Source organism: Rhizobacter sp., assembly GCF_032229685.1.
Taxonomy (GTDB): Bacteria; Pseudomonadota; Gammaproteobacteria; order Burkholderiales; family Burkholderiaceae_C; genus LMDS01.
On record NZ_JAVTWP010000003.1, the window covers coordinates 354,369 to 378,299 of the forward strand.

Below are 23,931 nucleotides of genomic sequence, written 5' to 3' on the forward strand. Positions count from 1 at the left end.
AACGGCTTCACCCGGTCAGCGTGCCGTCGCGCCGATAGAGCCGGCTCATGTCAGCCAGGCGTTTCGCGTGCTCCGGCGTGACCTGCCTCCAGTCGAAGCGCCAGACCCACCAGCCTTCGCCCTGGCCCGGGAAGTTCATGCGGCTCTCGTGGCCGAGGCCGAGCACGTCCTGCATCGGGTGCACGGCGGTGTCGGCCACGCTCGCGCAGGCCAAGCGGATGAGGTGCCAGTGGATCTGCGCCGAGGCGTCGTGCTGGCCGTCGAGCCCGAGGTAGGCGAGCACGTGTTGTCGTTCGGCGTGCGACGCGCTCTGCCACCAACCCAGCGTCGTGTTGTTGTCGTGCGTGCCGGTGTAGACCGCCGAGTCGGTCTCGTGGTTGTGCGGCAGGTAGAGGTTGTCGTTGCCGCCCCCGAACGCGAACTGCAGGATGCGCATGCCCGGCAGGTGGAAACGCTTGCGCAGCGCCACCACGTCGGGCGTGATGACACCGAGGTCTTCGGCAATGATGGGCAGCGGGCCCAGGTCGCGTGCGATGGCCTTGAACAAGGCGGCGCCGGGGCCGTTGACCCAGCGGCCGTTGACGGCGGTGGTTTCGCCGGCCTTGATTTCCCAATAGGCGGCGAAGCCGCGGAAGTGATCGATGCGCACGATGTCGACGAGTTCGAAGGTGCGGCGGATGCGTTCGACCCACCACGCGAAGGCCTCGGCCTTGTGCGCGCTCCAGCGGTACAGCGGGTTGCCCCAGTGCTGCCCGGTGTCGCTGAAAGCGTCGGGCGGCACGCCGGCCACGACCGTGGGGCGGCCCGAGGCGTCGAGCTCGAACAGGTCTTGCCGCGCCCACACTTCGGCGCTTTGGTGCGCAATGAAGATCGGCGCGTCGCCGATGATCTCGATGCCACGCTGGTTCGTGTAAGCCTTGAGTGCCGACCACTGGCGAAAGAAACTCCACTGGCAGAACGCCCAGAACTCGATGCGCTCCGCATGCAGCACACGCGCGTCGGCGAGCGCGGCCGGGTCGCGCTGCGCCAGCGCGGCCGGCCAGGCGCACCAGTCGCCCGAGGCCTGCGCTTCGCACAGCGCCATGAAGAGGGTGTAGTCGCCGAGCCAACTGGCCTGCGCGGCACGAAAGCCGGCGAGGTCTTCGCGTTCGGCATCGGTCGCCGTTCGCGCGAAGGCGGCTGCGGCGCGTGACAGCCGCTGCATGCGGAACGGGATCACCGCACCGTAGTTGACCCGCGTGTCGTCGAAGCCTGCCTCGGCGTGCAGATCGTCGGCGCCGAGCCAGCCGCGCTGTTGCAACTCGCCCAGGTCGATCAGCAACACGTTGCCGGCGAAGGCCGAGCTGCTCATGTAGGGCGAATTGCCGGGGCCGATGCCGCCGAGCGGCAGGATCTGCCAGAGCTTCTGGCCGGCACTCACCAGCCAGTCGACGAAGTGATAGGCGCCCGGGCCGAAGTCGCCGCAACCATGGGGGCCGGGCAGGGAGGTGGGGTGCAGCAACACGCCGCTGGCACGGGGGAATCGCATCGTCTGCATCCTCAAAGCCGTATGCCGGAGCCGGCAACGGCCAGCACCAGCAGGCTGCTTGCCTTCAGCAGGATGTTCACGCCGCCCTGGCCGTGCCAGGAACCGGCGCCGCGCGGGTGGGTGGTGTCGAGCAGCACCTCCCACACGCCCGAGGGCAGCGGAAAGTCGTGGTCGTGCGCATCGGCGTTCACCAGGATCAGCAGCGGCGCGCGCGCCCGGCCGGGTTCGCCGATCAGGCAGCCGAGCACGCGGCTGGCGGCGCCGTTCCAGGCTTCGCCGTGCAAGGGCTGGCCATCGGCGCCGAGCCAGGCCAGGTCGTGCAGGCCGCGCGGGTCGGTGAGGCCGCTGTACCAGCGGTTGCCGAAGGGCAGGGCGGCGCGCCGCAGCGCGATCACGCTGCGCGTGAATTCGATCAGGTCGGTGTCGGCGCGCGACCAGTCGATCCAGGTGACTGCGCTGTCGTGGCAATACGGGTTGTTGTTGCCACCCTGCGTGTGGCCGAGTTCGTCTCCGGCGCTGAGCATCGGTGTGCCCTGGGCGAGCAGGGTCGTGGCCAACAGCGCGCGTTGCAGGCGCGCGCGCAGGACGTTGACTTCGGCGTCGTCGCTTTCGCCTTCGACGCCGCCGTTGAAGCCGAGGTTGTTGCCGGTGCCGTCGCGGTTGTCTTCGCCGTTGGCGAGGTTGCGCTTGTCTTGATAGGTCACCAGGTCGCGCAGCGTGAAGCCGTCGTGCGAGACCACGTAGTTGACCGATTCGGCCGGCGCGCGGTGACGCGGCTGGTACACGTCGGACGACGCGCACAGCCGCTGCGCGAAGCCGCCGCGCGTGGCCGGGTGGCGCAGCCAGAAGCTGCGCATGGTGTCGCGGAACTTGTCGTTCCATTCTGGCCAGCCGTTCGGAAAGCCACCCACTTGGTAACCACCGGGGCCGATGTCCCAGGGCTCGGCGATCATCTTCACGCGCGAGAGCACCGGGTCTTGCGCCACGGCCGTGAAGAACGCGGCCTGCCGGTCGAAGCCGTGGTCACCGCGGCCCAGCGTGGTGGCCAGGTCGAAACGAAAGCCGTCGACGTGCATCTCGGTGACCCAGTAGCGCAGGCTGTCCATCACCAGTTGCAGCACGCGCGACTGGCGGATGTCGACGGTGTTGCCACAACCGGTGTGGTTCTCGTGTGTGAACGGCGCGCCCGTTTGCAGCCGGTAGTAGCTGGCATTGTCCAGGCCCTGAAAGCTGATGCAGGGGCCGATGCTGTCACCTTCGGCCGTGTGGTTGTAGACCACGTCGAGCAAGACCTCGATCCCGGCCTTGTGAAGCGCCTTGACCATGTGGCGAAACTCGTCGCGCAGCGCCAGGCCGTTGCCCGCTGAGCCGAAACGCGGGTCGGGGCTGAAGTAGCCGATGGTGTTGTAGCCCCAGTAGTTCGTGAGGCCCATCTTCACGAGCCGCTCTTCGTCGATGTGGTGGTGCACCGGCAGCACGCTGAGCGCAGTGACGCCCAGGCGCTGCAGGTGAGCGGTCGACGCCTCGTGGCCCAGGCCCGCGTAGGTGCCTCGCAGTTCCGGCGGAACGGCCGGGTTGAGCTGCGAGAAGCCCTTCACGTGCAGTTCGTAGACGACCATGTCGGCCAGCGCCGTGTGCGGCGCCTGGTCGTCACCCCAGTCGAAACTGTCGTGCACCACACGCGCCTTCAGCGCGTTCGCGCCGTTGTCGCGCATGTCCATCTGGCGCGGGTGTTCGCGGTCGGCGGCGAAGTGTTCGTCGCCCCATTCGAAACGGCCGACGATCTCGCGCGCGTAAGGGTCGAGCAGCAGCTTGTGGGGGTTGAAGCGGTGGCCCTTGTCGGGCCGCCACGGCCCGTGCGCGCGCAGGCCGTAGACCTGCCCGCGCTTCAGGCCGGCGACGAAACCGTGCCAGACGTTGCCGCTGTGCGCGGGCAGCCGCAAGCGCGCGATCTCGGTCGCACCGCTCTCGTCGTACAAGCACAGGTCGACGGCCTGGGCGTGCGCCGAGAACACGGCGAAGTTGACACCGAGCCCGTCCCAATGGGCGCCTAGCGGCCAGGCGCGGCCGGGCGAGATGTGCAGCGCCGAGGCGGCTCCGGGCTCGGTTCGTGGCAGGCTCTGAACGGTCATCGGCTCAGCGGCGCTCCGGCTCGATGCCCCAGATCTGGCTCGCGTATTCGCCGATCGTGCGGTCGGACGAGAACACGCCCATGCCGGCCACATTGGCGATGGCACGCTGGGCCCAGGCTGCCGGCTGGCGGTAGAGCTCGTCGACGCGCGACTGCGTGGCCACGTAACTCTCGTAGTCGGCCAGCAGCAGGTAGTGGTCGCCGCCCCAGAGCAGCGAATCCACGAGCCCGCGGTAGCGGCCCGGCTCGTCGGGCGAATACGCGCCGCCGGCGATGGCGTCGAGCACGGCCTTGAGCGCCGGCGTGTTTTCGTAATAGCGCATCGGCTGGTAACCGCTCTGCCTGAGCGCCAGCACCTCGGGTGTCTTGAGGCCGAAGATGAAGATGTTGTCGTCGCCCACGTTCTGGCGGATCTCGATGTTGGCGCCATCGTCGGTGCCGATGGTGAGCGCGCCGTTCAGCGCGAGTTTCATGTTGCCGGTGCCCGAAGCTTCGGTGCCGGCGGTAGAAATCTGCTCCGACAGGTCGGCGCCGGGCATGATGGTCTCGGCCACCGAGACGCCGTAGTTCGGAATGAACACGAGCTTCAACTTGTCGCCGACGCGCGGGTCGGTGTTGATGACGGCCCCCACGTCGTGGATCAGCCGGATGATCGACTTGGCGGTGGCGTAGCTCGAAGCCGCCTTGCCGGCGAAGATGACCGTGCGCGGCACCCAGTCGGCGTTCGGGTTCGCCAGGATCGCCTGGTACCGCGTGACCACGTGCAGCACGTTCAGCAGCTGGCGCTTGTATTCGTGGATGCGCTTGACCTGCACGTCGAACAGGCTCGCCGGGTTCACGACCACGCCGGTCTTGCGCTCGATCAGGGCAGCCAGACGCGCCTTGTTGGCGCGTTTCACGGCCATGAATTCGTCGCGGAACGTGGCGTTGCCCTTGTGTTCGTGCAGGCCCTTCAACTGGTCGAGGTCGAGCCGCCAGCCACTGCCCACCGTGCGGTCGAGCAAGTCCGACAGCCCCGGGTTGGCCTGCGCCAGCCAGCGCCGCGGCGTGACGCCGTTGGTCATGTTCGTGAAACGCTCCGGCCACAGGCTCGCGAAGTCCTTGAAGATCGTCTGCACCAGCAGGTCGGAATGCAGTGCCGACACGCCGTTGACCTTGTGGCTGCCCACGATCGAGAGGTTGGCCATGCGCACGCGGCGCTCGCCGCGCTCGTCGATCAACGACAGGCTCGACATGAAAGCGATGTCGCCCGGGCGGTGCCTGGCGGCCAGGTCCATCAGCTCCTGGTTGATGCGGAAGATGATCTCCAGGTGGCGCGGCAGCACGTGCTGCATCAGACCGACCGGCCAGGTTTCGAGCGCTTCGGGCATCAGCGTGTGGTTGGTGTACGAGAACACCTTCGTGCACAGCGCCCAGGCCGGGGCCCAGGCGATGCCGTGTTCGTCGCACAGCAGCCGCATCAGCTCGGCCACGCCGATGGCGGGGTGCGTGTCGTTGAGGTGGATCGCCACCTTGTCGGCCAGGTTCGCGAGCGACGGGTTCTCTTCGAGATGGCGCGCGATCAGGTCCTGCATGGAGGCGGCGACGAAGAAGTATTCCTGGCGCAGCCGCAGCTCGCGGCCTGCCGGTGTGCTGTCGTTGGGGTACAGCACCCACGAGATGTTCTCGTATTCGTTCTTCACGCTGGCGGCGCGCGCGTAGTCGCCGGTGTTGAAGGCGTTCAGGTCGATGTGCGCCGGCGCCACGGCCTTCCACAGGCGCAGCGTGCTCACACGCTGGGTGCCGTGGCCGGGAATCACCATGTCGCAGGCCTTGGCGGCCACTTCGGCGGCAGCGCGCCACACCGCGCGCGGCTGGCCGTCGGTGCCCACGGTGTGTTCGACCCAGCCACCGAAGCGCACCGGGTAGGTGATGGCGGCGCGCGGCCATTCCCAGGCGGTGCCGTCGGCGAGCCACGGGTCGGGGTATTCGACCTGCGAGCCGGCCTGGATCTCCTGCGCGAACATGCCGTATTCGTAGCGGATGCCGTAGCCGAACGAGGGCAGGCCCAGCGTCGCCATCGAGTCGAGAAAACACGCGGCCAGGCGGCCCAGGCCGCCGTTGCCGAGGGCGGCATCGGGCTCGCAGTCGGCCACGTCTTCGAACTTCTGCGCGTGGGCGGTCATCGCCGCGGCCGCGTCGCCGCGCATGTCGAGCGCGGCGAGCGCGTTCGAGAGCGTGCGCCCCATCAGGAACTCCATCGAGAAGTAGTAGACCCGGCGCGCCTTGGCGGCGCGCTGTTCGGCCTGCGTGGCGACCCAGCGCTGCGAGAGCTGGCGGCGTGCCACCTGCGAGACGGCCTGCATCAGGTCGGTGGCGCTGGCGTCGGCCGGCGCCACGCCGACGGTGCTGAGCAACTGGTCTTCGACGCCGCTGGCGACGTCGCTGGTGGAGAGTTTCGAATTTGCCATCACGCCATCTTCCTTGCAGGTCGGGGGTGCCCGCCGTGGGGCAGGGCACGCGGTCAAGAGTGTCGCATCGGGTACCGCATCGGTAACTCGGGGTCACGCAATTTTTGCGCCCACGCCCGCCGGGTTGAGGCGGCCGGCCCTTCGGGTTGATATCGCTTGTTGCACGGGTGCAAATGCGGCCACACTGGCTGTAGATTCGAGCCACAGAACATTGCCGCCAGAACGGAGACACACCATGACCCCCGACGAACTCGCGCTCAGTCTGGACCTGCCCAAACGCACCGTGGCGCTGGTGCTGGCCGGTGGGCGCGGCAGCCGCCTGAAGAATTTGACCGACAGCCGCGCCAAGCCGGCGGTGTATTTCGGCGGCAAGTTCCGGATCGTCGACTTCGCGCTGTCGAACTGCCTGAACTCCGGCATCCGCCGCATCGGCGTGATCACGCAGTACAAGTCGCACAGCCTGCTGCGCCATGTGCAGCGCGGCTGGGGTTTCCTGAAGACCGAGATGAACGAGTTCGTCGACCTGCTGCCGGCGCAGCAGCGCACCGACGACGAAAGCTGGTACCGCGGCACGGCCGACGCCGTGTACCAGAACCAGGACATCCTCGCGAGTTACGGCGCCGACTACATCGTCGTGCTCGCCGGTGACCACATCTACAAGATGAACTACGCGCTGATGCTGGCCGACCACGTGGCCAAGGGCAAGGACTGCACGGTCGGCTGCATCGCCGTGCCGCGCGCCGAGGCCACGGCCTTCGGGGTGATGGCTGTCGACTCCAAGCACATGATCACCGAGTTCGTCGAAAAGCCGGCCGACCCGCCGCCGATGCCGGGCGACCCGACCCGTTCGCTCGCCAGCATGGGCATCTACATCTTCAACGCGCGCTACCTCTACAAGGAACTCGAGCGCGACATTCACGACCCGGACTCGACGCACGACTTCGGCAAAGACATCATTCCGCGCGCCGTGAAGAACGGCAAGGCGGCGGCGCACCCGTTCCACCTGAGCGCGGTCGGCACGCGCATGAACGAAGAGCCGTACTGGCGCGACGTGGGAACCATCGACGCGTACTGGGACGCCAACATCGACCTCACCGCCACCGACCCGTTGCTGAACCTCTACGACACGCGCTGGCCGATCTGGACGCATCAGGCGCAGCTGCCGCCTGCCAAGTTCGTGCACAACCAGGGCGAGCGCCGCGGTGTGGCGGTCGAGTCGCTCGTCTCGGGCGGTTGCATCGTGTCGGGCAGCGTCGACCGCTCGGTGCTGTTCTCGAGCGTGCGGGTGCACTCGTTTTCGAGCGTGAACTGGTCGGTCTTGCTTCCCGAGTCGCAGATCGGCCGGGGTGCACGCGTGACGCGCGCGGTGATCGACCGTGGCTGCGTGATCCCCGACGGCATGGTGATCGGCGAAGACGCGGCACTCGACGCACAGCGTTTCTACCGTTCCGAAAACGGCATCACGCTCGTCACGCGCGGCATGCTCGACGCCATTGCCAACGCAGGGCAATGAGGGCGCTGCACGTTGCCGCCGAAATCTTCCCCCTCGTCAAGACCGGCGGCCTGGCCGATGTGCTGGGTGCGTTGCCGCAAGCGCTGATCGGGCAGGGCGCCGACGTGCGCCTGCTGCTGCCGGGCCTGCCGGCGATCGCCGACGCGGTGTTGCACCAGAAGGCCGTGTGCCAGATCGGCCCGGCTTTCGGCGCCGCGCGCGTCACGCTGCGGCTCGGGCGCATGCCCTACAGCCACGTGCCGGTCTACGTGATCGACGCGCCTTACCTCTACCGCCGCGAAGGCAGCCCCTACCAGGACAGCGCCGGCCACGAGTGGCCCGACAACGTGCAGCGTTTTGCCTTGCTCGGCTGGGTGGCGGCGCACCTGGCGGCCGGTGAACTCGACGCCGACTGGGTGCCCGAGTTGCTGCACGCGCACGACTGGCACGCTGCGATGGCCTGCGCCTACGTGGCGGCGCACTCGCCCACGCGCGCGGCCACGGTGTTCACGGTCCACAACCTCGCGTACCAGGGCCTGTTCCCGAGCGGGGACTTCAACCTGCTCGGCCTGCCTTCACGCTTCATGGCGTCGACCGGGCTCGAATACCACGGCCAGCTCTCGTTCATGAAGGCCGGGCTGAAGTTCGCGCGCCGCATCACCACGGTCAGCCCCACCTATGCGCGCGAGATCGCGACGCACGAGTTCGGTTTCGGGCTCGACGGCGTGGTGCGCGGGCGCGGTGCCGACGTGAGCGGCGTGCTGAACGGTGTCGACGGTACGGTCTGGGACCCGGCCACCGACAGTGGCCTCGCGCAGCGTTATTCGGCACGCGAGCCGGCCGGCAAGGCGCGCTGCAAATCGGGCCTGCAACGCGAACTCGGTTTGCAGGTTCAGGCCGACGAGATGCTCTTCGGCGTGGTCAGCCGGCTCACGTCGCAAAAAGGCCTCGACCTGATGCTCGCGGCGCTGCCGGCGCTGCTGCAGCGCGGCGCGCAGTTCGTGCTTCAAGGTACCGGCGAGCCCGCACTCGAAGCGGCGTTTCTCGCGGCGGCACAAGCGCACCCACGCCAGGTGGGCGTGCGCATCGGCTACGACGAGGCTTTTGCGCACCGGCTGATCGCGGGCAGCGACGCGATCGTGGTGCCTTCGCGCTTCGAACCCTGCGGGCTGACGCAGTTGTACGGGTTGCGCTACGGCACCTTGCCGGTGGTGCGGCGAGTCGGCGGGCTGGCCGACACGGTGGTCGACGCCAGCGAAGAAGCGGTTGCCGCGGGCCGCGCCACCGGCTTTGTCTTCGACGCCGCCACGCCGGCCGCGCTCGACGCCGCCTTGCAGCGCGCCGAGGCCGCCTTCACGCGCAGGCCGCTGTGGCAAGGCCTGATGCAGCAGGCCATGGCACAAGACTTTTCATGGCAAGGCGCCGCTGCGCAGTACCTCGCCTTGTACAAGAGCAGCGTGGGCAACTCGCACGCCTGATTTGTGTCTTGCAGGACACGCTCGTGGCGTGAATCCGTCACAACCCGTTTTGAAGCGCGCGGTTTTCCCCCGCAATCGCGGGCTGCAACAAGTTGTTACTCGTCGCGACAATGGCGGCATGACTACAAAACGCCGCGATTTCAAGGAAACACAGCTGTTCGGCTGGGATTCCGAACCCAGCGAACAACGCCCCAGCGAGTTCGCCCAGTCCACGGGCTATTCGGCACTGTCGGGCTACTACGCCGTGCCCGAATCGAGGCGCAAGCCCAAGGCCAAAGGCATTGGCTTCCTGCTCGTGATGAGTAGCCTGATCGTCAGCCTCGGCGTGGTCGGCCTGTATTGGCTGGCGCAATACCTGCGCGGCTAAGCGCCGCTGCGGGCGCGCTCAGACGATGCGAATCGACAACTCCGGCAGCCCGTCAATCCGGCCCACCAGCAAGTCACCCTTGACAACCGGGCCCACGTTTTCCGGGGTGCCGGAGTAGATGATGTCGCCGGCCTTCAGTTCGAAGGCCTGGCTCAGCTGGCTGATCTGTTCGGCCACGCTCCAGATCATGAAGCTCAGGTCGGCGTCCTGCTTGGTCTGGCCGTTCACCGTGAGCGTGATGCGGCCTTTGGTGAAGTGCTGCGTCATGGCGAGTGGATGGATCGGCCCGATCGGCGCCGACATGTCGAAGCTCTTGCCGATCTCCCAGGGTTTTTTCTGGTCACCCATGCCACGTTGCAGGTCGCGGCGCGTCATGTCGAGCCCGATCGCGTAGCCATAGACGTGCTGCAACGCGTCGGCGGTCGAAATGTTGGTACCGCCTGATTTCAGAGCGGCAACCAGCTCGATCTCGTAGTGGTAGTTCTTCGTGAGCGACGGGTAAGGGTGATTGCCCACGGTGCCGGGGGCAACGAACTGAACCGCGTCGGTCGGTTTCTGAAAGAAGAACGGCGGCTCGCGCGTCGGATCGGAGCCCATCTCGCGTGCGTGCGCGGCGTAGTTGCGGCCGATGCAGTAGATGCGGCGCACCGGAAAGACCTCGGTCGAACCGACGATCGGCAAGGTCACCGCCGCCACCTTGAAGGGGCTGCGCACTGCGCCGTCGGCGGCGACCGATGCACAACCGGCGGCGAGCGCGCCGCCGAGTGCGGCGCTGGTGTTTTTCAGAATCAAACGACGGTCCATGACAGGTCTCCGGTGGCGTTGCACACAACTCAGAACTCGAATCCGCCGGCCTGGCGCAGGGCCAGCGAATCCGGCCCCGCGAGCAATGCGATGAAACGTGATGCCAGTTCGGCTTGCGCAGCACGCACATTCGTTGCCGCGGTGTACACCGTGGCGAGCTCGAAACGGTCGGGCAGCGCGCCGAGCAGATCGATGCCTTCGGTGTAGTTGATCTCGGTGATCTGCGTGCAGCCGATCTGCCGTGGCGCGCTCGTGGCGGCCAACTCGCGCATCGAGGTCGCGCCATTCGGGAAGTTGCGAAAGCGCGGCTGCAGCTCGTCGTGGACGCCAAGCGCGCGCATCACGTTGGCGAAATGGATCCCGGCGGTCGCACGCACCGGGTCGGGAAAAAGATCGCGTCGGCAGTGAGCAGCGCAGCTTTCAACGCTTCGGGGCTCGAGACATCGGGCCGCGGCTCGCCGCTGCGCACCGCGAGGCCCGTGCGCACGCGCCCGAGCGCTCGACGCGTGTCTGCCAGCATTTGGCCCTCAGCGGCGAGCGAGTCGATCATCGCGTGGGTGGCCACCATCACGTCGCACGGTTCGCCTGAAAGCAGAAGTTCCCTGATCGCCCCGACCGCGCCGAAACGAGCATTGATGGTGGCGCCGGTGTCGGCGAGAAAGCGCTCCTGCAGGGCGTTCACAAGACCCTTTGCCGCACCGGCGCAGAGCAGTTCCAGCGTGTGTTTCACGGCCGAGCCTACTCGGGCTTGGCGCCCGAAATTTTCACGATGCGGGCCCACTTCGTGATGTCATCGTTCATGTAGCGGGTGAACTCGTCGACACCCATCGCCATCGGCGTGCTTCCTTGCGCGCCCCAGGCGCGTCGCAGCTCCGGGTTCGAGGTGATCTTCGTCAGCTCGGCGTTGAGCTTGGTGACCACCGCTGGCGGCGTGCCCTTTGGTGCCATCAGCCCGAGCCAGATCGTGGCTTCATAGCCGGGCACACCGGCCTCGGACATCGTCGGCACGTCGGGCAGGGAAGGGGCGCGCGCCTTGCCGGTGGTGGCGATGGCTTTGACCTTGCCGGACTTGATGTGCTCGGTCATCGTCGGGATCGCGTCGAACATCATTTCGAGCTGGCCTCCGAGCACGTCGGTGCGGGCGCCGGCACTGCCCTTGTAAGGGATGTGCACGATCGAGATGCCAGCCATGGCCTTGAACAGTTCACCGGCCATGTGGTACGGCGTGCCCGGGCCCGACGACGCGTAAGACATGCCGCCCGGCTTGGCCTTCGCCACCTTGATCAGATCGCCGAGCGTGCTGAACGGAGCGCCGGCCTTGGCGACGAGCACCAAGTCGGAATAGTTGATCGGCGCGATCGGCACGAAATCGCGCATCAGCTGGAACGGCTTGTTCGGTATCAACGACTCGTTGACCGTGTGCGTGTTCGACATCAGCAGCAGCGTGTAGCCGTCTGGTGCGCTCTTGGCTACCGCATCGGTGCCGATCACCGAGCCGGCACCGGGCCGGTTGTCGACGATCACGTTCTGCCCCATCGACTCTTGCAAGCGCTGCGCGACCACCCTGCCGAACACGTCGGCTGAACCGCCCGGTGCGAAGGGCACGATGATGCGGATCGGTCGCGCAGGGTAGTCCTGCGCGTGCGCACCGAGCGGGCTCAGCGCCAGCAGCGTGGCGCCAAGCGCGGCGGTCGCTGCGCGGCGAAGCGCGCTATGCAAGGGGGTCGGGATCAAGTGTTTCTCCAGGCTTGCGAACCGCCGAGGTGACGGCGGGAGGGCCTCGCGCACATCCCGAAAGGTCAAGGAATGGTTCACATTGGTTGCGCTGCGGCCGAGCTGAACCCAGCATAGCGAGCGGCCCGGCGGCGGTCAACGTGACAGCGGGTTTGTCCCCGCTGCGGCAACCCTCGAGGCCTCAGTAGCCGAGCAGGTTGCGGCGCACGTGGCCCAGGTGCGCCAGGCAGAGTTCGGTGGCGCGTGCACCGTCGCGGTCTTGAAGTGCGCTGACGAGCGCGCGGTGCTCTTGCTGGTATTCGAGACGCCGCTCGGGTGACGCGCTCTTGCGTTTCAGCGCACCCCATTCGCCTTGCGCACGCACCTGGTTCATCAGCCGGAAGATCTTCGAAATGAACGTGTTGTGTGCGGCGTCGGCAATGGCCTCGTGCAACAGGCCGTCCCAGAGTTCGAATTGATCGATGCTGCGCGCCGCTTCGCCCTTGTCGCAGCACTCGTTCATCCTTGCGAAGTCGAGCGAAGTGGCGTTGCCGACCACCATGGCGACGATCGCCGGCTCGAGCACGAAGCGCGCGCTCATCAGTTCGGCCGGGCTGGTGGGCAAGGCCCCGGCGTTGTGGGCCGCTGTGGCCAGTGCTTCGTTGACCTGCTGGCTCACGTAGGTGCCGCTGCCCACGGTCTGGGTGATCAGGCGCTTGTCCTTCATGTCGGCGAGCACCCGTCGGACGGCCGAGCGGCTCAGGCCGAACTGGTCGCTCAGCTCACGTTCGGTCGGAATGCGATGCCCGGCCCGCCAGGTGCGGGACTGCAGGTTTTCTAGGATCGAGTCGCGAAGGGCAAGAGCACTGTCCATGGGCAGACGGGCATGGCGTGTCGACAGGCTCGCATCGTACCAAGGCCGCTTTCGGGGTTTCACGGTTGTTCGACGAAACGTCGATTGGTAACATTTGGTCGACTTGATCTGGAGACCTTTCTTGCGCATCGCCACCTACCGAAGAAATGGCCTCGAGGCCGCCGCCATCGAAGTCGGGCTCGTCTCTGTCGACGGCAAATCGATCCGCCCGCTCGAACTGGAAGCCGCGCTTGCACAGCGTGGCGCACAAGCGTTGATCGAAGCGGCAGCCGCTGGCAGAGCCGTGGCCGGCACCACCGGCGAAATGATCGCTTTGGAGAACGTCTCGCTGCTCGCGCCGCTGCCCCAGCCGCGCCGCAACCTGTTCTGCGTCGGCCGCAATTACCACGCGCACGCGAGGGAACTGCAGGCCTCGGTGTTCCGCGACAACGCTGCCGACCCGCAGGCGTGGCCGATCGTGTTTACCAAGGTGCCCGAAAGCGTGATCGGCCCGCGTGACGACGTGCAGATGCCGGGTGAGGCGGTCTCGACGCAGATCGACTACGAAGCAGAACTGGCGATCGTGATCGGCAAGGGCGGGCGCAACATCAGCCGCGCGGATGCACTCGGCCATGTGTTCGGCTACACCATCGTCAACGACGTGACGGCGCGCGACGTGCAGATGCGTCACCAGCAGTGGGACCTGGGCAAGAGCTTCGACACCTTCTGCCCGATGGGCCCGTGGATCGTGACCGCCGACCGCTTCGACGCGTCGCGCACGCGCCTGCGCTGCTGGGTCAACGGCGAACTGCGCCAGGACGCCCTGACCGCCGACCTGATCTTCGATATTCCGACCCTCGTCGAAACCTGCTCGCGTGGCATCACGCTGCTGCCTGGCGACGTGATCGCCACCGGCACGCCAGCCGGGGTGGGGATGGGCATGAAACCACCGAGGTTCCTGAAACACGGTGACGTGGTGCGCATCGAGATCGACGGCATCGGGGCGATCGAGAACCGTTTCGCCTGAAGCCTGCCGTTGGCCCCACATCGAGCGCAATTTCGCGCCAGGAGACGTCTGCATGAAACGGTGCCACACAGCGGTTGCAGCTGCGCTGACTTTGATTCTGATTCTGGTGACCGCCGCCGGCACGGCGCAAGCGCAAGCCACGTACCCCGATCGCCCGATCACGATGATCGTGCCGTTCCCGCCCGGTGGCGTGGCCGACACGGTGGCGCGGCCAGTGGCCGAGGCGCTGTCGCGTGAACTCAGGCAGACGGTCGTGGTCGAGAACAAGGTCGGTGCTGGCGGTGCGCTGGGCATCGGTCAGGCTGCGCGCGCGGCGGGCGATGGCTACACGCTGCTGCTGAGCCTGTCGTCGATTTCCATCCTGCCCGCGGCCGACAAGCTGCTCGAGCGCAAGGCCGCCTTCCAGCTGAACCAGTTCAGGCCGATCGCACGTTTCACCGCCGACCCGACCGTCCTGGTCGTGCGCGCCGATGCACCCTGGCGCACGCTGGCCGAATTCATCGCCGATGCGCGGCGCAAGCCTGGCACCTACAACTACGGCAGCTCAGGCAACTACGGGACCATGCACGTGCCGATGGAGATGCTCAAGGCCTCGGCCGGCTTTCGCATGACGCACATTCCGTACACCGGGGCAGGGCCTGCGATCGTGGCGCTGCTGGCGGGGCAGGTCGATGCGATCGCGAGCGGCCCGTCGACGGTGGTGCAGCAAATCCAGGCCGGCAAACTCCGCGCACTCGCGCATTGGGGCGGCGGCCCGCTGGCCGCATTGCCCGGAGTGCCGAGCCTGACACAAGCGGGCTATCCGGTGAAGTTCGCGCAATGGTCCGCCCTGTTCGTGCCGAGCCAGACACCCGATGCGGTGGTGCAGCGCCTTCGTGCCGCGGCGGCCATCGTCGCTGCCGACCCGGCGGTGCGGCAGGTGATCCAGAAAGCCGGCAGCCCGATCGAGTACCTCGACGCGCCGGAATTCCAGACCTACTGGGATCTGGACGCCAGTGTGATGACCGAAGCGGTGCAGAAGATCGGCAAGGTCGAGTGAGCGCGCTGCGCGCGTGACTCAAGCCGGACCCACCGGCGCTGTCGGGTTGGCCAGCGTTTCGATGCGGCCGTCTGCGTGCTTTGCAAATCGCACACGTTCGGCTCCATGCACCGGTGCGTTGTCGGGCCAGGGCCAGCCGCCGAATTCGGTGCGGCGGTAGTCGTCGAAAGCCTGCTGCAACTCGGCCTGCGTGTTCATCACGAACGGGCCGTACTGCGCCACCGGCTCGCCGATGGGGCGGCCTTGCAGCAGCAGGAATTCGCTCGGCTCGCCACCGTTGACGAGCTCGACTTCCCGCGTGGCACGCAGTTCGATCGCCGCATGCTGGTCGGCCACCTGCGCGTCGATCGACACGCTCGCGCCCTTGAAGAAATAGAGCATGCGGCGCGTGTTTTCACCCGCCGCGGCGGGCAGCTTCCAGCGTGCACCGGGCGCCATCTTCAGCGTCCAGATCGCCAGGTCGGCGTCAGGCTGCGAGGCCCATGAATCGGGCGGCGGCGCGAGCGGCTCGGCCGCGTCGGCCACACCCAGGCGGCCGGCGATGCACGCGACTTCGGTGCGCCGGCCGTCGGCGTCGGTCGCCACGTGGTGCGGGATGCGCTCCGACCAGAACATCGTGAAGTGCGGCTCGGCCATCTTGCTGCGTGCGGGCAGGTTGAGCCAGATCTGGAACAGCTCCAGCGGGTTGGGCCCGGTCTTGTCGAGCAACGGGAACATTTCGGCATGCACGATGCCGCGGCCGGCGGTGAGCCATTGCACGTCGCCGCCGCCGAAGCGCGCGGTGGCACCGAGCGAGTCGGAATGGTCGATCAAACCCTTGCGCACGATCGTCACGGTCTCGAAGCCGCGGTGTGGGTGCGACGGAAAGCCTGGCACGGTGAGGCCGTGGTACATGCGCCAGCCGTCTCGGCCGGCGAAGTCTTGCCCCATGTCGCGGCCTGCGAGTGAAGCGTCAGGGCCGAGTTGCGCGTTGCCTTTCGGGTAGCGGTCGTCGTGGTAGACGCAGAAGAGGAAGGGGTCGATCGTTTCCCAGGGAAAGCCGAGCGCTCTGGCCTGGATGACGGCGTGGTCGGTGCTCATCTTGGGTGTTGCCGCAGCTTCGTCACGCCCGCTTCGGGATCGTCAAACCGCGCACGACAGCCGGGCGCGCCACGAAGGCGGCGAGCGCGCGTTTCACGTGCGGGAAGTCGTCGATGCCCACCAGACCGCCGGCTTCGTAGAAGCCGATCAGGTTGTTGATCCACGGGAAGCTCGCGATGTCGGCGATCGTGTACTCGCTGCCCATGATCCAGGCCCGGTCGGCCAGGCGCTGGTTCAGCACGCCGAGCAGCCGCTTCGATTCGGCCACATAGCGGTCGCGCGGGCGTTTGTCTTCGTAGTCCTTGCCGGCGAACTTGTGGAAGAAGCCGAGCTGGCCGAACATCGGCCCGATGCCGCCCATCTGGAACATTACCCACTGGATCGTCTCGTAGCGGCCGGCGGCGTCGGTGGGCATGAAAAGGCCGGTCTTCTCGGCCAGGTAGATGAGGATCGCGCCCGACTCGAACAGCGCCAGCGGCTGGCCGTTCGGCCCGTTGGGGTCGAGGATGGCCGGGATCTTGTTGTTCGGGTTCAGCGACAGGAACTCCGGCGACAGCTGGTCGTTGGCATCAAAGCGCACCAGGTGCGGCTCGTAGGGCAGGCCGGTTTCTTCGAGCAGGATCGACACTTTCACGCCGTTCGGCGTGGGCAGCGAATAGAGCTGCAGGCGGTCGGGGTGCTGGGCGGGCCATTTGTTCGTGATGGCAAAGGCAGAAAGATTCGGCATGCAGGCTTTGGCAGAGTGACGGCGAGGCACATTCTCGGCCGCGGGCCCGGGGAACGACGCGGGGGCGGCGGAAAGCCGCACGCTGCGTGTGGCGTAGCGGGGAACCGCAAAACATGACATGCCTCGTCAAGTTATGCGGCGCAGCATGGGCTGGTGCCTTTTTTCTCGCGCGAACCCCGGAAGGAGCCCACCATGAACGAAGAACCCGCCGAACTGCAACGCCGCACCGTGCTGCAGATGGCCGTCGGCCTCGCCGCGGCGAATGCACCGGCCATTGCTGCCACGAACGCGCTGGCCAAGCCGCCATTGCCGACCGGGAAGCCGGGCGACTTCGACTTTCTCGCCGGCGAATGGAAGATCCGGCACGAACAACTCAAGAACGGCAGCTGGGACCGTTTTGAAGGCGAGGCGACGGTGCACAGCATTCTCGGCGGCGTGGGCAGCGTCGAGGAACTGCGCATCCCGGCGCGAAAGTTCGGCGGCATGGGTTTGCGGCTGCTCGACGTGGAGCGCAAGCTCTGGGCCGACTACTGGGTGAATGCCAGCCACGGCGTGCTGGCGCCGCCGCCTTCGTGGGGCAGCTTCGTCGGCGGCGTCGGCCTGTGGGACTCCGACGAACTCGACGACGACAAGCCGATCATCGTGCGCGGCGCCTGGGACCGCATCACGCCCGGCGCCTGCCGCTGGTACCAGGCCACGAGCCACGACGGCGGCCAGAGCTGGAAGGAAAGCTGGGTCATGCACTGGTCGCGCGCCTGACGCGCCATCGAGCGGGCTGCCGGCGATTTTTCGCCGGCTTGTCGATGCGTGGCGCCTCCAGTCGTCGTATGTTCGAGGCAAGCGCGCGCCGCTGCCGTTCGACCGACCACTTTCACGGAGAAAGCCCATGCCTCCCATTTCGAACCCCGCCCAGCCCGAGCACGAACTCGTCGTCACCCGACTGATCGACGTGCCGCGTGCCAAGCTCTTTCGCTGCTGGATCGAGCCGGCGCTCATCACGCAATGGTTCACGCCGCCGCCCTACAAGACCGTGGCCGCCGAAGTCGATGCGCGCGCAGGTGGCAACAGCGTGATCACGATGCAGGCGCCCGACGGCACGCTGATACCGAACCGCGGCGTGTACCTCGAGGTCATCATGAACGAACGCCTCGTGTTCACCGACGCCTACAGCTCGGCCTGGGTGCCTTCGGCAAAGCCCTTCTTCACCGGCGTGCTGACTTTCGAAGACGAAGCCGGCCAGACGCGCTACACCGCTCGGGCGCGCCACTGGAACGCCGAAGACTGCGCAGCCCACGAGAAGATGGGCTTTCACGCCGGCTGGGGCATCGCGACCGACCAGCTCGCCAGGCTGGCCGCCACGCTCTGATCACCAGGGGCCGATCGCACGATTCACCTGGCGGCCTGGTTTCGCCTACGATCCCGGCACACCTCGTTTCGGCCCTCACATGAGCGACAAGACTGCAGCGCAAACCTCAACCGCCGGGCGCTGGGCACGCATGCGAGCTCTCGGAGCAGCGCTGACCCTCGTCGTTCTGCTCGGTGCCTGCGCGACTCCTCATCCGCTGCCGCAAGAGCCCGCAGTGAAGTTGCCGCTCCTGACGGGCTGGTATGACGGCGAGCCCGTCTTCTACATCACGACCGACGTGTCGGACGCCGAAGTCGCGCGGGACAAAGGCGCCAATTTCGTGCCACGCCTGGCCGATGCGCTGCCAGCCGCCGGCAAAGCGGGGCCTCAGCCGTCGTCGGTCGACAAGGTCTACGGCGTCACCAACTTTGCGCAAGCGAGCGTGTTCGCGTCGGCACCGGAGCCGATCGGTGCGCTCAACCGCGACCGGGTCTACAGCCCGTTGTGGCAGCTGGTCACGGTGACCTGGCTTCCCGGCCAGACACCACGAACGCTGAAGTCTGAAGAGCAGGTGCTCGACGCTGCCGAAAAGGGAGCGGTGCAGCTCAACGTCACGCGCGTGGTCCTGAATTGCCCGATCCTGCAGCGCGCGTCGGGGGGCAGCCTGCCCGGCGTGTCGACTGGGGTGCGCTGACCACGTTGCTCAGCGCCTGACCGAGCGCGACCGAAACGACGCCCGGGCACAGCACGAACCACAGTGCCAGCCCGCCGAGGCTGCCGGCCACGTCGGGGCCTGCCCGGTGCACGCCGTGCAACGCATCGAGCGCCAAGCCTGCGCCGAAGAAGATCACCGCGAAGAGTGCGGCATGGAGTGCCACGGCCAACCAGGGGCCGGCAGCCCCTGCGCCGACGCCACTTGCCCGGATCACGGCAAAGACCAATGCGCACACGCCATAGAGCGAGACCCAGGCCGTGTACGACACGGTCTCGGTGGCGAACAAGAAGCTGCCGAACCCGTACAACAGCGTGAGGCAGAGCATTCCGGCCAGCCCGGCGACACCTTGCCGCAGCGCGCTTCGCATGTCGCGCATGCCGGCTCAGCGAGCGGCCCTGAACTGCATCAGAAAGCCCAGCACGGCGCCCCAGTTTTCTTCGGCGCCGGCGCGGTTGCGGTCGGCTCGCAAGGTGGCGGACCCGTGAACGCCGGCGCGTTCCGGCACGAACTGGGTCTTCTCGGTGCTGGCCGTGGCTTGCAGGATCGCCCGCGACTGTTCGATCTCATCGGCATCGATCGACTGGTCGATGAACACCGGCACGCGCACCGCTCGCGCTGCTGTGCTCACCGCACCCTGGCGGCCCAGGTATTCGCCCGGTGAAAACGCCAGCAGCCCGGCCACGTCGCCAGGGTGTTTGGCCACGAGCAGAAAGACCAGCGCGGCCGAGTAGCTCGAACCCCACACCAGCACAGGCGCGCCGCCCGCCTTGGCCTTGCCCCACGCGAGCGCAGCCTCAAGATCGGGCAGCGCGGCATCAAACGAGGTGGAACGCCCGAGCCTGGCGACAGTCTGGTTGCGCCCACCGAATTCAGTGCCACCGGAACGCTGATCGATCGCCAGCACATGGAACCCGGCACGGTTCAGTCGCGGCGCCAGCGGCTTGTACTCGGCAAGACTCGACCCGGCCTGATGAAAGGCCAGGATCAGGGGCGCTCGTGGCTCGGCCGCAGGCCAGAACTCACCGTGGACCTTGACGCCGTCGGCTGCCGTCAGCGTGACCGGGTCGGCCCAGGCGGTGGTGACAGACAGCAGAAAAGCGAGCAACAGAAGGGCGTGTCGTGTCATGGGTTCACCAACGTGGAGGCTGCCGTGTGGGTCGTTCGGCCGCGGGTGTCCTTACGTGCAGTGCACGCGAACCCGACACCGACATGGCCTGGGAGATGCATGCATGATCACGAAAGCGACTTCTCGCGCAAGCGTCGCGGCGAACGCGGGCTACCCCGGCAGCCGCAGCTTGCGGACCACGCTCGACTGGCTGATGCCCAGCGCCTTGGCCGCACCGCGGGTGCTGCCATGCTCGCGCCAGGCTTCTTCGATCAGCCGGCGCTCGAACTCGTCGAGCCGCTGCCTGAAGGCGTTCGGCCGAGCCGCATCGGCCGCGTCGGCAGGCAGCACGGCGTCAAGCTGTTCGGTGCCGATCTGCGCATCGGGGCTGGTGACGATCAGGCGCTCGATCACGTTCTTCAGCTCGCGCACGTTGCCGGGCCAGCCGTGGTCGTGCAAACGCGCCAGCGCGCGTTCCGAGAGGCGCCGGTCGAGCCCGTACTGGCGGTTGATCTCCTGTACGAAGTGTTGCGCCATCGGCAGAATGTCTTCGCGCCGGTCGGCCAGGGGTGGCACATGAATCGGCACCACGTTGAGCCGGTAATACAGATCGCTGCGAAAGCTGCGCTGCGCGACCATTTCCTGCAGGTCACGGTTGGTGGCGGCGACGATGCGCACGTTGATCGCAATGCTGCGGGTGCCGCCGACCCGCACCAGCGCGCGGTCCTGCAGCACCTGCAGCAGCTTGACCTGCAGGTCCAGCGGCAGCTCGCCGATCTCGTCGAGGAACAAGGTGCCCTGGTCGGCGAGTTCCATCAGCCCGTGTTTGCCCTGGCGCTGGGCGCCGGTGAACGCACCGGCTTCGTAGCCGAACAGCTCGGTCTCGAGCAGGTCACGCGGCAGCGCGCCGCAATTGATCTTGATGAACGGGCCTTTGGCCCGCGGGCTCTCGCTGTGGATCAGGCGCGTGACCACCTCTTTGCCGACACCCGACTCACCGGTGATCAGCACCGTGGTGTCGACCTTGGCGACGCGAATCGCCAACTCGGCGATGCGCTGCATCGCTGCACTCTGCAGCACCAGGCCATCGATCGCGAGCATCTGCACCCGAAGCGCCTCGATCTCGCGGTCGTTGCGGCGCAGGTTCTCCCGGGCCTGCGCCAGGTCTTCCTGCAACTGCACGAGTTCGGTCGTGTCGCGCGAGTTGATGATCACCTTGCGCACCTTGCCGGCCGCGTCGAACAGCGGAATGCCGGTGACCATGATGGTCTTGCCTTCGTGCGTCTGTTGCGTGGCCGTGACCCGCTGGCGGGTCTGCGCCACCTTGCCGGCGATCACCGGCCGGATCCAGCCGCGCTTCTCGAACTCGGACACATGCCGGCCGATCAGATCGGTGGCTTTCAGGCCATAGTTGCGCTCGCAACCTTCGTTGACCAGCAGTGTCATGCCATCGCCATCGGCAACGAAGATGCCGTCGAAGGAGTTGCGGTAGATCTCCTCGAAATCGCGGCACGACTGCTGTGCCTGCGCCAGCTCGGGCAACACGGCCTGCGCGATCTCGCTGGTCGCGAACACGATCAGGCGGTCTTCCCCTTCGCTTTGCACGACCGGGAAGTACCACTCGTCGGCCAACTCGATCTTGCCCGGCGCGGGCAGGGTGCCGCTGTAGGTCAGCGCCGCCAGATCGGCGCGCTGCTCGCACAAAATGGCATAGGCCAGCACGTCGGTGGCCGCACCTTCGCGCAGGCGCCGGCTCACCCAGCTGACACGCTGTGCGCGCACCCAGACCAGCCCCACCGGCATCGAGTCGAGCATGTGCAACAGCGCTTCTTCGTCCATGGGTCGTGCTCGTCGAGGCAGGAGCCGCAGCATAGGCTCACCGAGTCGTCGCTGCATCGCGCCCGTTCCTTTCATGGGGGAAACACTCGGCAGCAGCATAGGCCGAACTGATTCACGGGTGACTCGCCCGAAGTCACGGCCGGTTCGATGGCGAGCGCACACGGACCTTATGCGCGCGCCGATGGGTGGCCGTTGCCCGGTAGCGCAGCGTGTACCGCGGGTTTCGGCGGGCAAGGGCAAACCACTAGCGCCAGCGGCACATGGCTTGCAAATGAAAGCCATCCGCGCAAACGACGCGGCCCCGCCACACAGGAGACCCGATCATGAGTGCCACCCTTCCTCTTTCAGGCGCGACCACCGAGGCCGTGCCCATCGCCCCAGCGCGTGATGACGATGGCCGCTACTGGGACGCGGCGATCGCGTCTGCCAGCTTCACCGAGTTGCTGCAGACGAAGGCGCGCCTGGTCAAGCCGCTGCTGCTCGTGAGCTTCGTGTTCATCGTCACGACGATGTTGCTCGCCGGGTATGCCAAAGCTTTCATGGCGCAGAAGGTACTCGGTGCCTTCAACATGGGCTACCTGCTGGTCTTCGCCATCTACCTGCTCTGCTGGGGTGTGGCCGTGGTCTACGTGCGCACGGCGAACGCGAAGTTCGATGCCCAGGCCGCCGCCGCGATCGCAGCGCTGCAATCGCGCAGGCCCGCATGAAGGCGCTCACGCTGGCGATCTTCGCCGTGATCCTCGCGCTCACGCTCTACATCACCTGGTGGGCTGCCCGGCGCACCCACACGGCGAGCGAGTTCTACGCCGCTGGCGGCGCGCTGTCGGCACGGCAGAACGGCTTCGCCCTGGCTGGCGACTGGATGAGCGCCGCCGCCTTCCTGGGCTTTTCAGGCCTGATCGCGCTCTACGGCATGGACGGTTCGTTGTATGCGGTGGCCGCGCTCGCGGCCTTTCTGGTGATCCTGCTGCTGATCGCCGAGCCGATGCGCAACACCGGCCGCTACACGCTCGGTGACGTGATCGCCTACCGCATGCAGACACCCCAGGCCCGGCTGGCCGCGGTGGTCGGCACGATCGTCGTCAACCTCGCCTACATGATCCCGCAGATGGCCGGCGCCGGGGCGCTGATGAAGCTGATCCTCGGCATCCCGTACGAAACCGCGGTGGTGCTGGTGGGCATCGGCATGATCGTGTACGTGCTGTTCGGCGGCATGATCGCGACCACGTGGGTGCAGATCATCAAGGCGGCGCTGCTGCTCGGTGCCGCCACGGTGCTGGTGCTGCTGCTGCTCGCCGAGGTCGGCTTCAACCCGCTGACGCTGTTTTCGAGCGTCGAACTGAAGTACGGCGAGAAGATGCTGTTGCCCGGCGGCTACCTCAAGCACCCGCTCGACCCGCTGTCGCTGGCGCTCTCGTTCATGCTGGGCACCGCCGGCCTGCCGCACATCATGACGCGCTTCTTCACCGTGCCCGACGCACGCACGGCGCGCAAGTCGGTGCTGTGGCTGATGTTCCTGGCCGGCAGCTTTTTTCTCGTGACGACGCTGATCGGCTTTGCCGCCGCCAGCTTCGTCGGGCAGGACGCGATCAAGGCTGCCGACAAAGGTGGCAACCTCGCGCTGCCCTTGCTGGCCCAGTACCTCGGCGGCGGTGCCGGCACGCTCGGTGGGCAGGTCTTTCTGGCCGCCATCTGCGCGGTGGCGTTCGCCACGATCCTGGCCGTGGTGGCCGGGCTCACACTGGCCACTTCGGGCGCGGTTGCCCACGACCTCTACGTCAACGTCATCAAGCGTGGCCGGGTCACCGAGCAGCAGCAGGTGCGAGTGGCCAAGCTCTCGACGCTGGCCGTCGGTGCTCTGGCGGTCGGATTCGGCCTGCTGGCCCAGGGATTCAATGTCGGTGTGCTGGTGATCCTGGCCATCGCGGTCGCGGCCTCGGCCAACTTTCCGGTGATCGTGCTGTCGCTGTTCTGGCGCCGCTTCAACACCGCCGGCGTCATCGGCGGGGTGGCCGTCGGGCTGGTGTCGTCGCTCGTGCTCGCTTTCATCGGGCCGGCCTTCATGAAGGGCGACGCGATCTTCCCGATCCTGAACCCGACGCTTCTCAGCATGCCGCTCGGCTTTCTCGGCGCCGTGCTCGGCACGCTGATCGGCGGGCGCGACATGGCCAACGAAGCACGCTTCAGCGAGGTTTTCTTCCAGGCCCAGACCGGCCGAGGCGTCGGCCCGTGACGCTC

At 67.1% G+C, this 23,931-nt stretch carries 23 protein-coding genes; 10 read left to right on the top strand and 13 right to left on the bottom strand.

The window, feature by feature from the left end:
- Positions 1-7 precede the first annotated feature (7 nt).
- Genes malQ through AC30PD_RS02635 form a run of 3 tightly spaced genes read right to left on the bottom strand, consistent with a single transcriptional unit; the run spans position 8 to position 6,109 of the window.
- Positions 8-1,528 (bottom strand): 4-alpha-glucanotransferase, encoded by a 1,521-nt coding sequence (gene malQ / locus AC30PD_RS02625; protein WP_489534075.1) that lies wholly within the window; start codon positions 1,526-1,528, stop codon positions 8-10.
- Positions 1,529-1,539: 11 nt separating this feature from the next.
- The gene (gene glgX, locus AC30PD_RS02630) at positions 1,540-3,660 is read right to left on the bottom strand and encodes a glycogen debranching protein GlgX (protein WP_489534076.1); all 2,121 of its coding nucleotides are present in this window, start codon (positions 3,658-3,660) and stop codon (positions 1,540-1,542) included.
- A 4-nt stretch (positions 3,661-3,664) separates the two neighbouring features.
- Positions 3,665-6,109 carry a glycogen/starch/alpha-glucan phosphorylase gene (locus tag AC30PD_RS02635; protein ID WP_489534077.1) on the bottom strand — a complete coding sequence of 815 codons (2,445 nt, stop codon included), beginning with the start codon at positions 6,107-6,109 and terminating at the stop codon, positions 3,665-3,667.
- Between the two features lie 235 nt (positions 6,110-6,344).
- On the opposite strand from AC30PD_RS02635, the gene glgC reads away from it, so the two are divergent.
- From glgC to AC30PD_RS02650, 3 genes are all read left to right on the top strand, one after another.
- Positions 6,345-7,622, top strand: a complete 1,278-nt coding sequence (gene glgC / locus AC30PD_RS02640) for a glucose-1-phosphate adenylyltransferase (protein WP_489534078.1) — start codon at positions 6,345-6,347, stop codon at positions 7,620-7,622.
- A complete protein-coding gene (glgA, locus tag AC30PD_RS02645) occupies positions 7,619-9,079 on the top strand; it encodes a glycogen synthase GlgA (RefSeq protein WP_489534079.1) in 1,461 nt (486 codons plus the stop codon). The genes glgC and glgA overlap by 4 nt, the downstream gene beginning before the upstream one ends.
- Before the next feature lie 118 nt (positions 9,080-9,197).
- The gene (locus AC30PD_RS02650; protein ID WP_489534080.1) at positions 9,198-9,446 is read left to right on the top strand and encodes a hypothetical protein; all 249 of its coding nucleotides are present in this window, start codon (positions 9,198-9,200) and stop codon (positions 9,444-9,446) included.
- An 18-nt stretch (positions 9,447-9,464) separates the two neighbouring features.
- Here the strand turns inward: AC30PD_RS02650 and AC30PD_RS02655 are convergent, their stop codons facing one another.
- The 5 genes from AC30PD_RS02655 to AC30PD_RS02675 all read right to left on the bottom strand — a co-directional run bounded on the left by AC30PD_RS02655 (position 9,465) and on the right by AC30PD_RS02675 (position 12,837).
- Positions 9,465-10,250 carry a fumarylacetoacetate hydrolase family protein gene (locus AC30PD_RS02655; protein WP_489534081.1) on the bottom strand — a complete coding sequence of 262 codons (786 nt, stop codon included), beginning with the start codon at positions 10,248-10,250 and terminating at the stop codon, positions 9,465-9,467.
- A 29-nt stretch (positions 10,251-10,279) separates the two neighbouring features.
- Entirely contained in the window at positions 10,280-10,591 is a 312-nt protein-coding gene (locus AC30PD_RS02660) for a hypothetical protein (protein ID WP_489534082.1), read from the bottom strand.
- Positions 10,591-10,980, bottom strand: coding sequence for a molybdate ABC transporter substrate-binding protein (locus tag AC30PD_RS02665; RefSeq protein WP_489534083.1), 390 nt, complete (start codon positions 10,978-10,980; stop codon positions 10,591-10,593). Before AC30PD_RS02665 ends, AC30PD_RS02660 begins: the two co-directional genes overlap by 1 nt.
- Positions 10,981-10,988: 8 nt before the next feature.
- Positions 10,989-11,984 carry a tripartite tricarboxylate transporter substrate binding protein gene (locus tag AC30PD_RS02670; protein WP_489534084.1) on the bottom strand — a complete coding sequence of 332 codons (996 nt, stop codon included), beginning with the start codon at positions 11,982-11,984 and terminating at the stop codon, positions 10,989-10,991.
- Positions 11,985-12,165: 181 nt separating this feature from the next.
- Positions 12,166-12,837, bottom strand: coding sequence for a FadR/GntR family transcriptional regulator (locus AC30PD_RS02675; RefSeq protein WP_489534085.1), 672 nt, complete (start codon positions 12,835-12,837; stop codon positions 12,166-12,168).
- A 121-nt stretch (positions 12,838-12,958) separates the two neighbouring features.
- Here AC30PD_RS02675 and AC30PD_RS02680 point away from each other — a divergent pair, with 121 nt between their 5' ends.
- Positions 12,959-13,843: a fumarylacetoacetate hydrolase family protein gene (locus tag AC30PD_RS02680; RefSeq protein WP_489534086.1), complete on the top strand. Its 885-nt coding sequence runs from the start codon at positions 12,959-12,961 to the stop codon at positions 13,841-13,843.
- A 91-nt stretch (positions 13,844-13,934) separates the two neighbouring features.
- Positions 13,935-14,882, top strand: coding sequence for a tripartite tricarboxylate transporter substrate binding protein (locus tag AC30PD_RS02685; protein ID WP_489534087.1), 948 nt, complete (start codon positions 13,935-13,937; stop codon positions 14,880-14,882).
- Between the two features lie 18 nt (positions 14,883-14,900).
- Here AC30PD_RS02685 and AC30PD_RS02690 read toward each other — a convergent pair whose 3' ends face one another.
- A complete protein-coding gene (locus tag AC30PD_RS02690) occupies positions 14,901-15,962 on the bottom strand; it encodes a pirin family protein (RefSeq protein ID WP_489534088.1) in 1,062 nt (353 codons plus the stop codon).
- A gap of 22 nt (positions 15,963-15,984) precedes the next feature.
- Positions 15,985-16,689, bottom strand: a complete 705-nt coding sequence (locus tag AC30PD_RS02695; RefSeq protein WP_489534089.1) for a glutathione S-transferase N-terminal domain-containing protein — start codon at positions 16,687-16,689, stop codon at positions 15,985-15,987.
- 192 nt (positions 16,690-16,881) lie between these two features.
- Here AC30PD_RS02695 and AC30PD_RS02700 point away from each other — a divergent pair, with 192 nt between their 5' ends.
- The 3 genes from AC30PD_RS02700 (at position 16,882) to AC30PD_RS02710 (ending at position 18,728) form a co-directional block, all read left to right on the top strand.
- On the top strand, positions 16,882-17,448 hold the full coding sequence (locus AC30PD_RS02700; RefSeq protein WP_489534090.1) for a hypothetical protein: 567 nt from the start codon (positions 16,882-16,884) through the stop codon (positions 17,446-17,448).
- A gap of 127 nt (positions 17,449-17,575) precedes the next feature.
- Complete coding sequence (locus AC30PD_RS02705; protein WP_489534091.1) at positions 17,576-18,055, top strand: SRPBCC family protein; 480 nt, start codon at positions 17,576-17,578, stop codon at positions 18,053-18,055.
- Between the two features lie 214 nt (positions 18,056-18,269).
- On the top strand, positions 18,270-18,728 hold the full coding sequence (locus tag AC30PD_RS02710) for a DUF7482 domain-containing protein (RefSeq protein ID WP_489534092.1): 459 nt from the start codon (positions 18,270-18,272) through the stop codon (positions 18,726-18,728).
- Here AC30PD_RS02710 and AC30PD_RS02715 read toward each other — a convergent pair.
- The 3 genes from AC30PD_RS02715 to AC30PD_RS02725 form a co-directional block, all read right to left on the bottom strand.
- The gene (locus AC30PD_RS02715) at positions 18,646-19,125 is read right to left on the bottom strand and encodes a hypothetical protein (protein WP_489534093.1); all 480 of its coding nucleotides are present in this window, start codon (positions 19,123-19,125) and stop codon (positions 18,646-18,648) included. The genes AC30PD_RS02710 and AC30PD_RS02715 overlap by 83 nt on opposite strands.
- 6 nt (positions 19,126-19,131) lie before the next feature.
- Positions 19,132-19,875, bottom strand: a complete 744-nt coding sequence (locus AC30PD_RS02720; protein WP_489534094.1) for an alpha/beta hydrolase — start codon at positions 19,873-19,875, stop codon at positions 19,132-19,134.
- A 150-nt stretch (positions 19,876-20,025) separates the two neighbouring features.
- Complete coding sequence (locus AC30PD_RS02725) at positions 20,026-21,693, bottom strand: sigma-54 interaction domain-containing protein (RefSeq protein ID WP_489534095.1); 1,668 nt, start codon at positions 21,691-21,693, stop codon at positions 20,026-20,028.
- Positions 21,694-22,016: 323 nt separating this feature from the next.
- On the opposite strand from AC30PD_RS02725, the gene AC30PD_RS02730 reads away from it, so the two are divergent.
- Positions 22,017-22,400 (top strand): DUF485 domain-containing protein, encoded by a 384-nt coding sequence (locus AC30PD_RS02730; RefSeq protein WP_489534096.1) that lies wholly within the window; start codon positions 22,017-22,019, stop codon positions 22,398-22,400.
- Positions 22,397-23,926 carry a solute symporter family protein gene (locus AC30PD_RS02735; RefSeq protein ID WP_489534097.1) on the top strand — a complete coding sequence of 510 codons (1,530 nt, stop codon included), beginning with the start codon at positions 22,397-22,399 and terminating at the stop codon, positions 23,924-23,926. The genes AC30PD_RS02730 and AC30PD_RS02735 overlap by 4 nt, the downstream gene beginning before the upstream one ends.
- Positions 23,927-23,931: the final 5 nt, after the last annotated feature.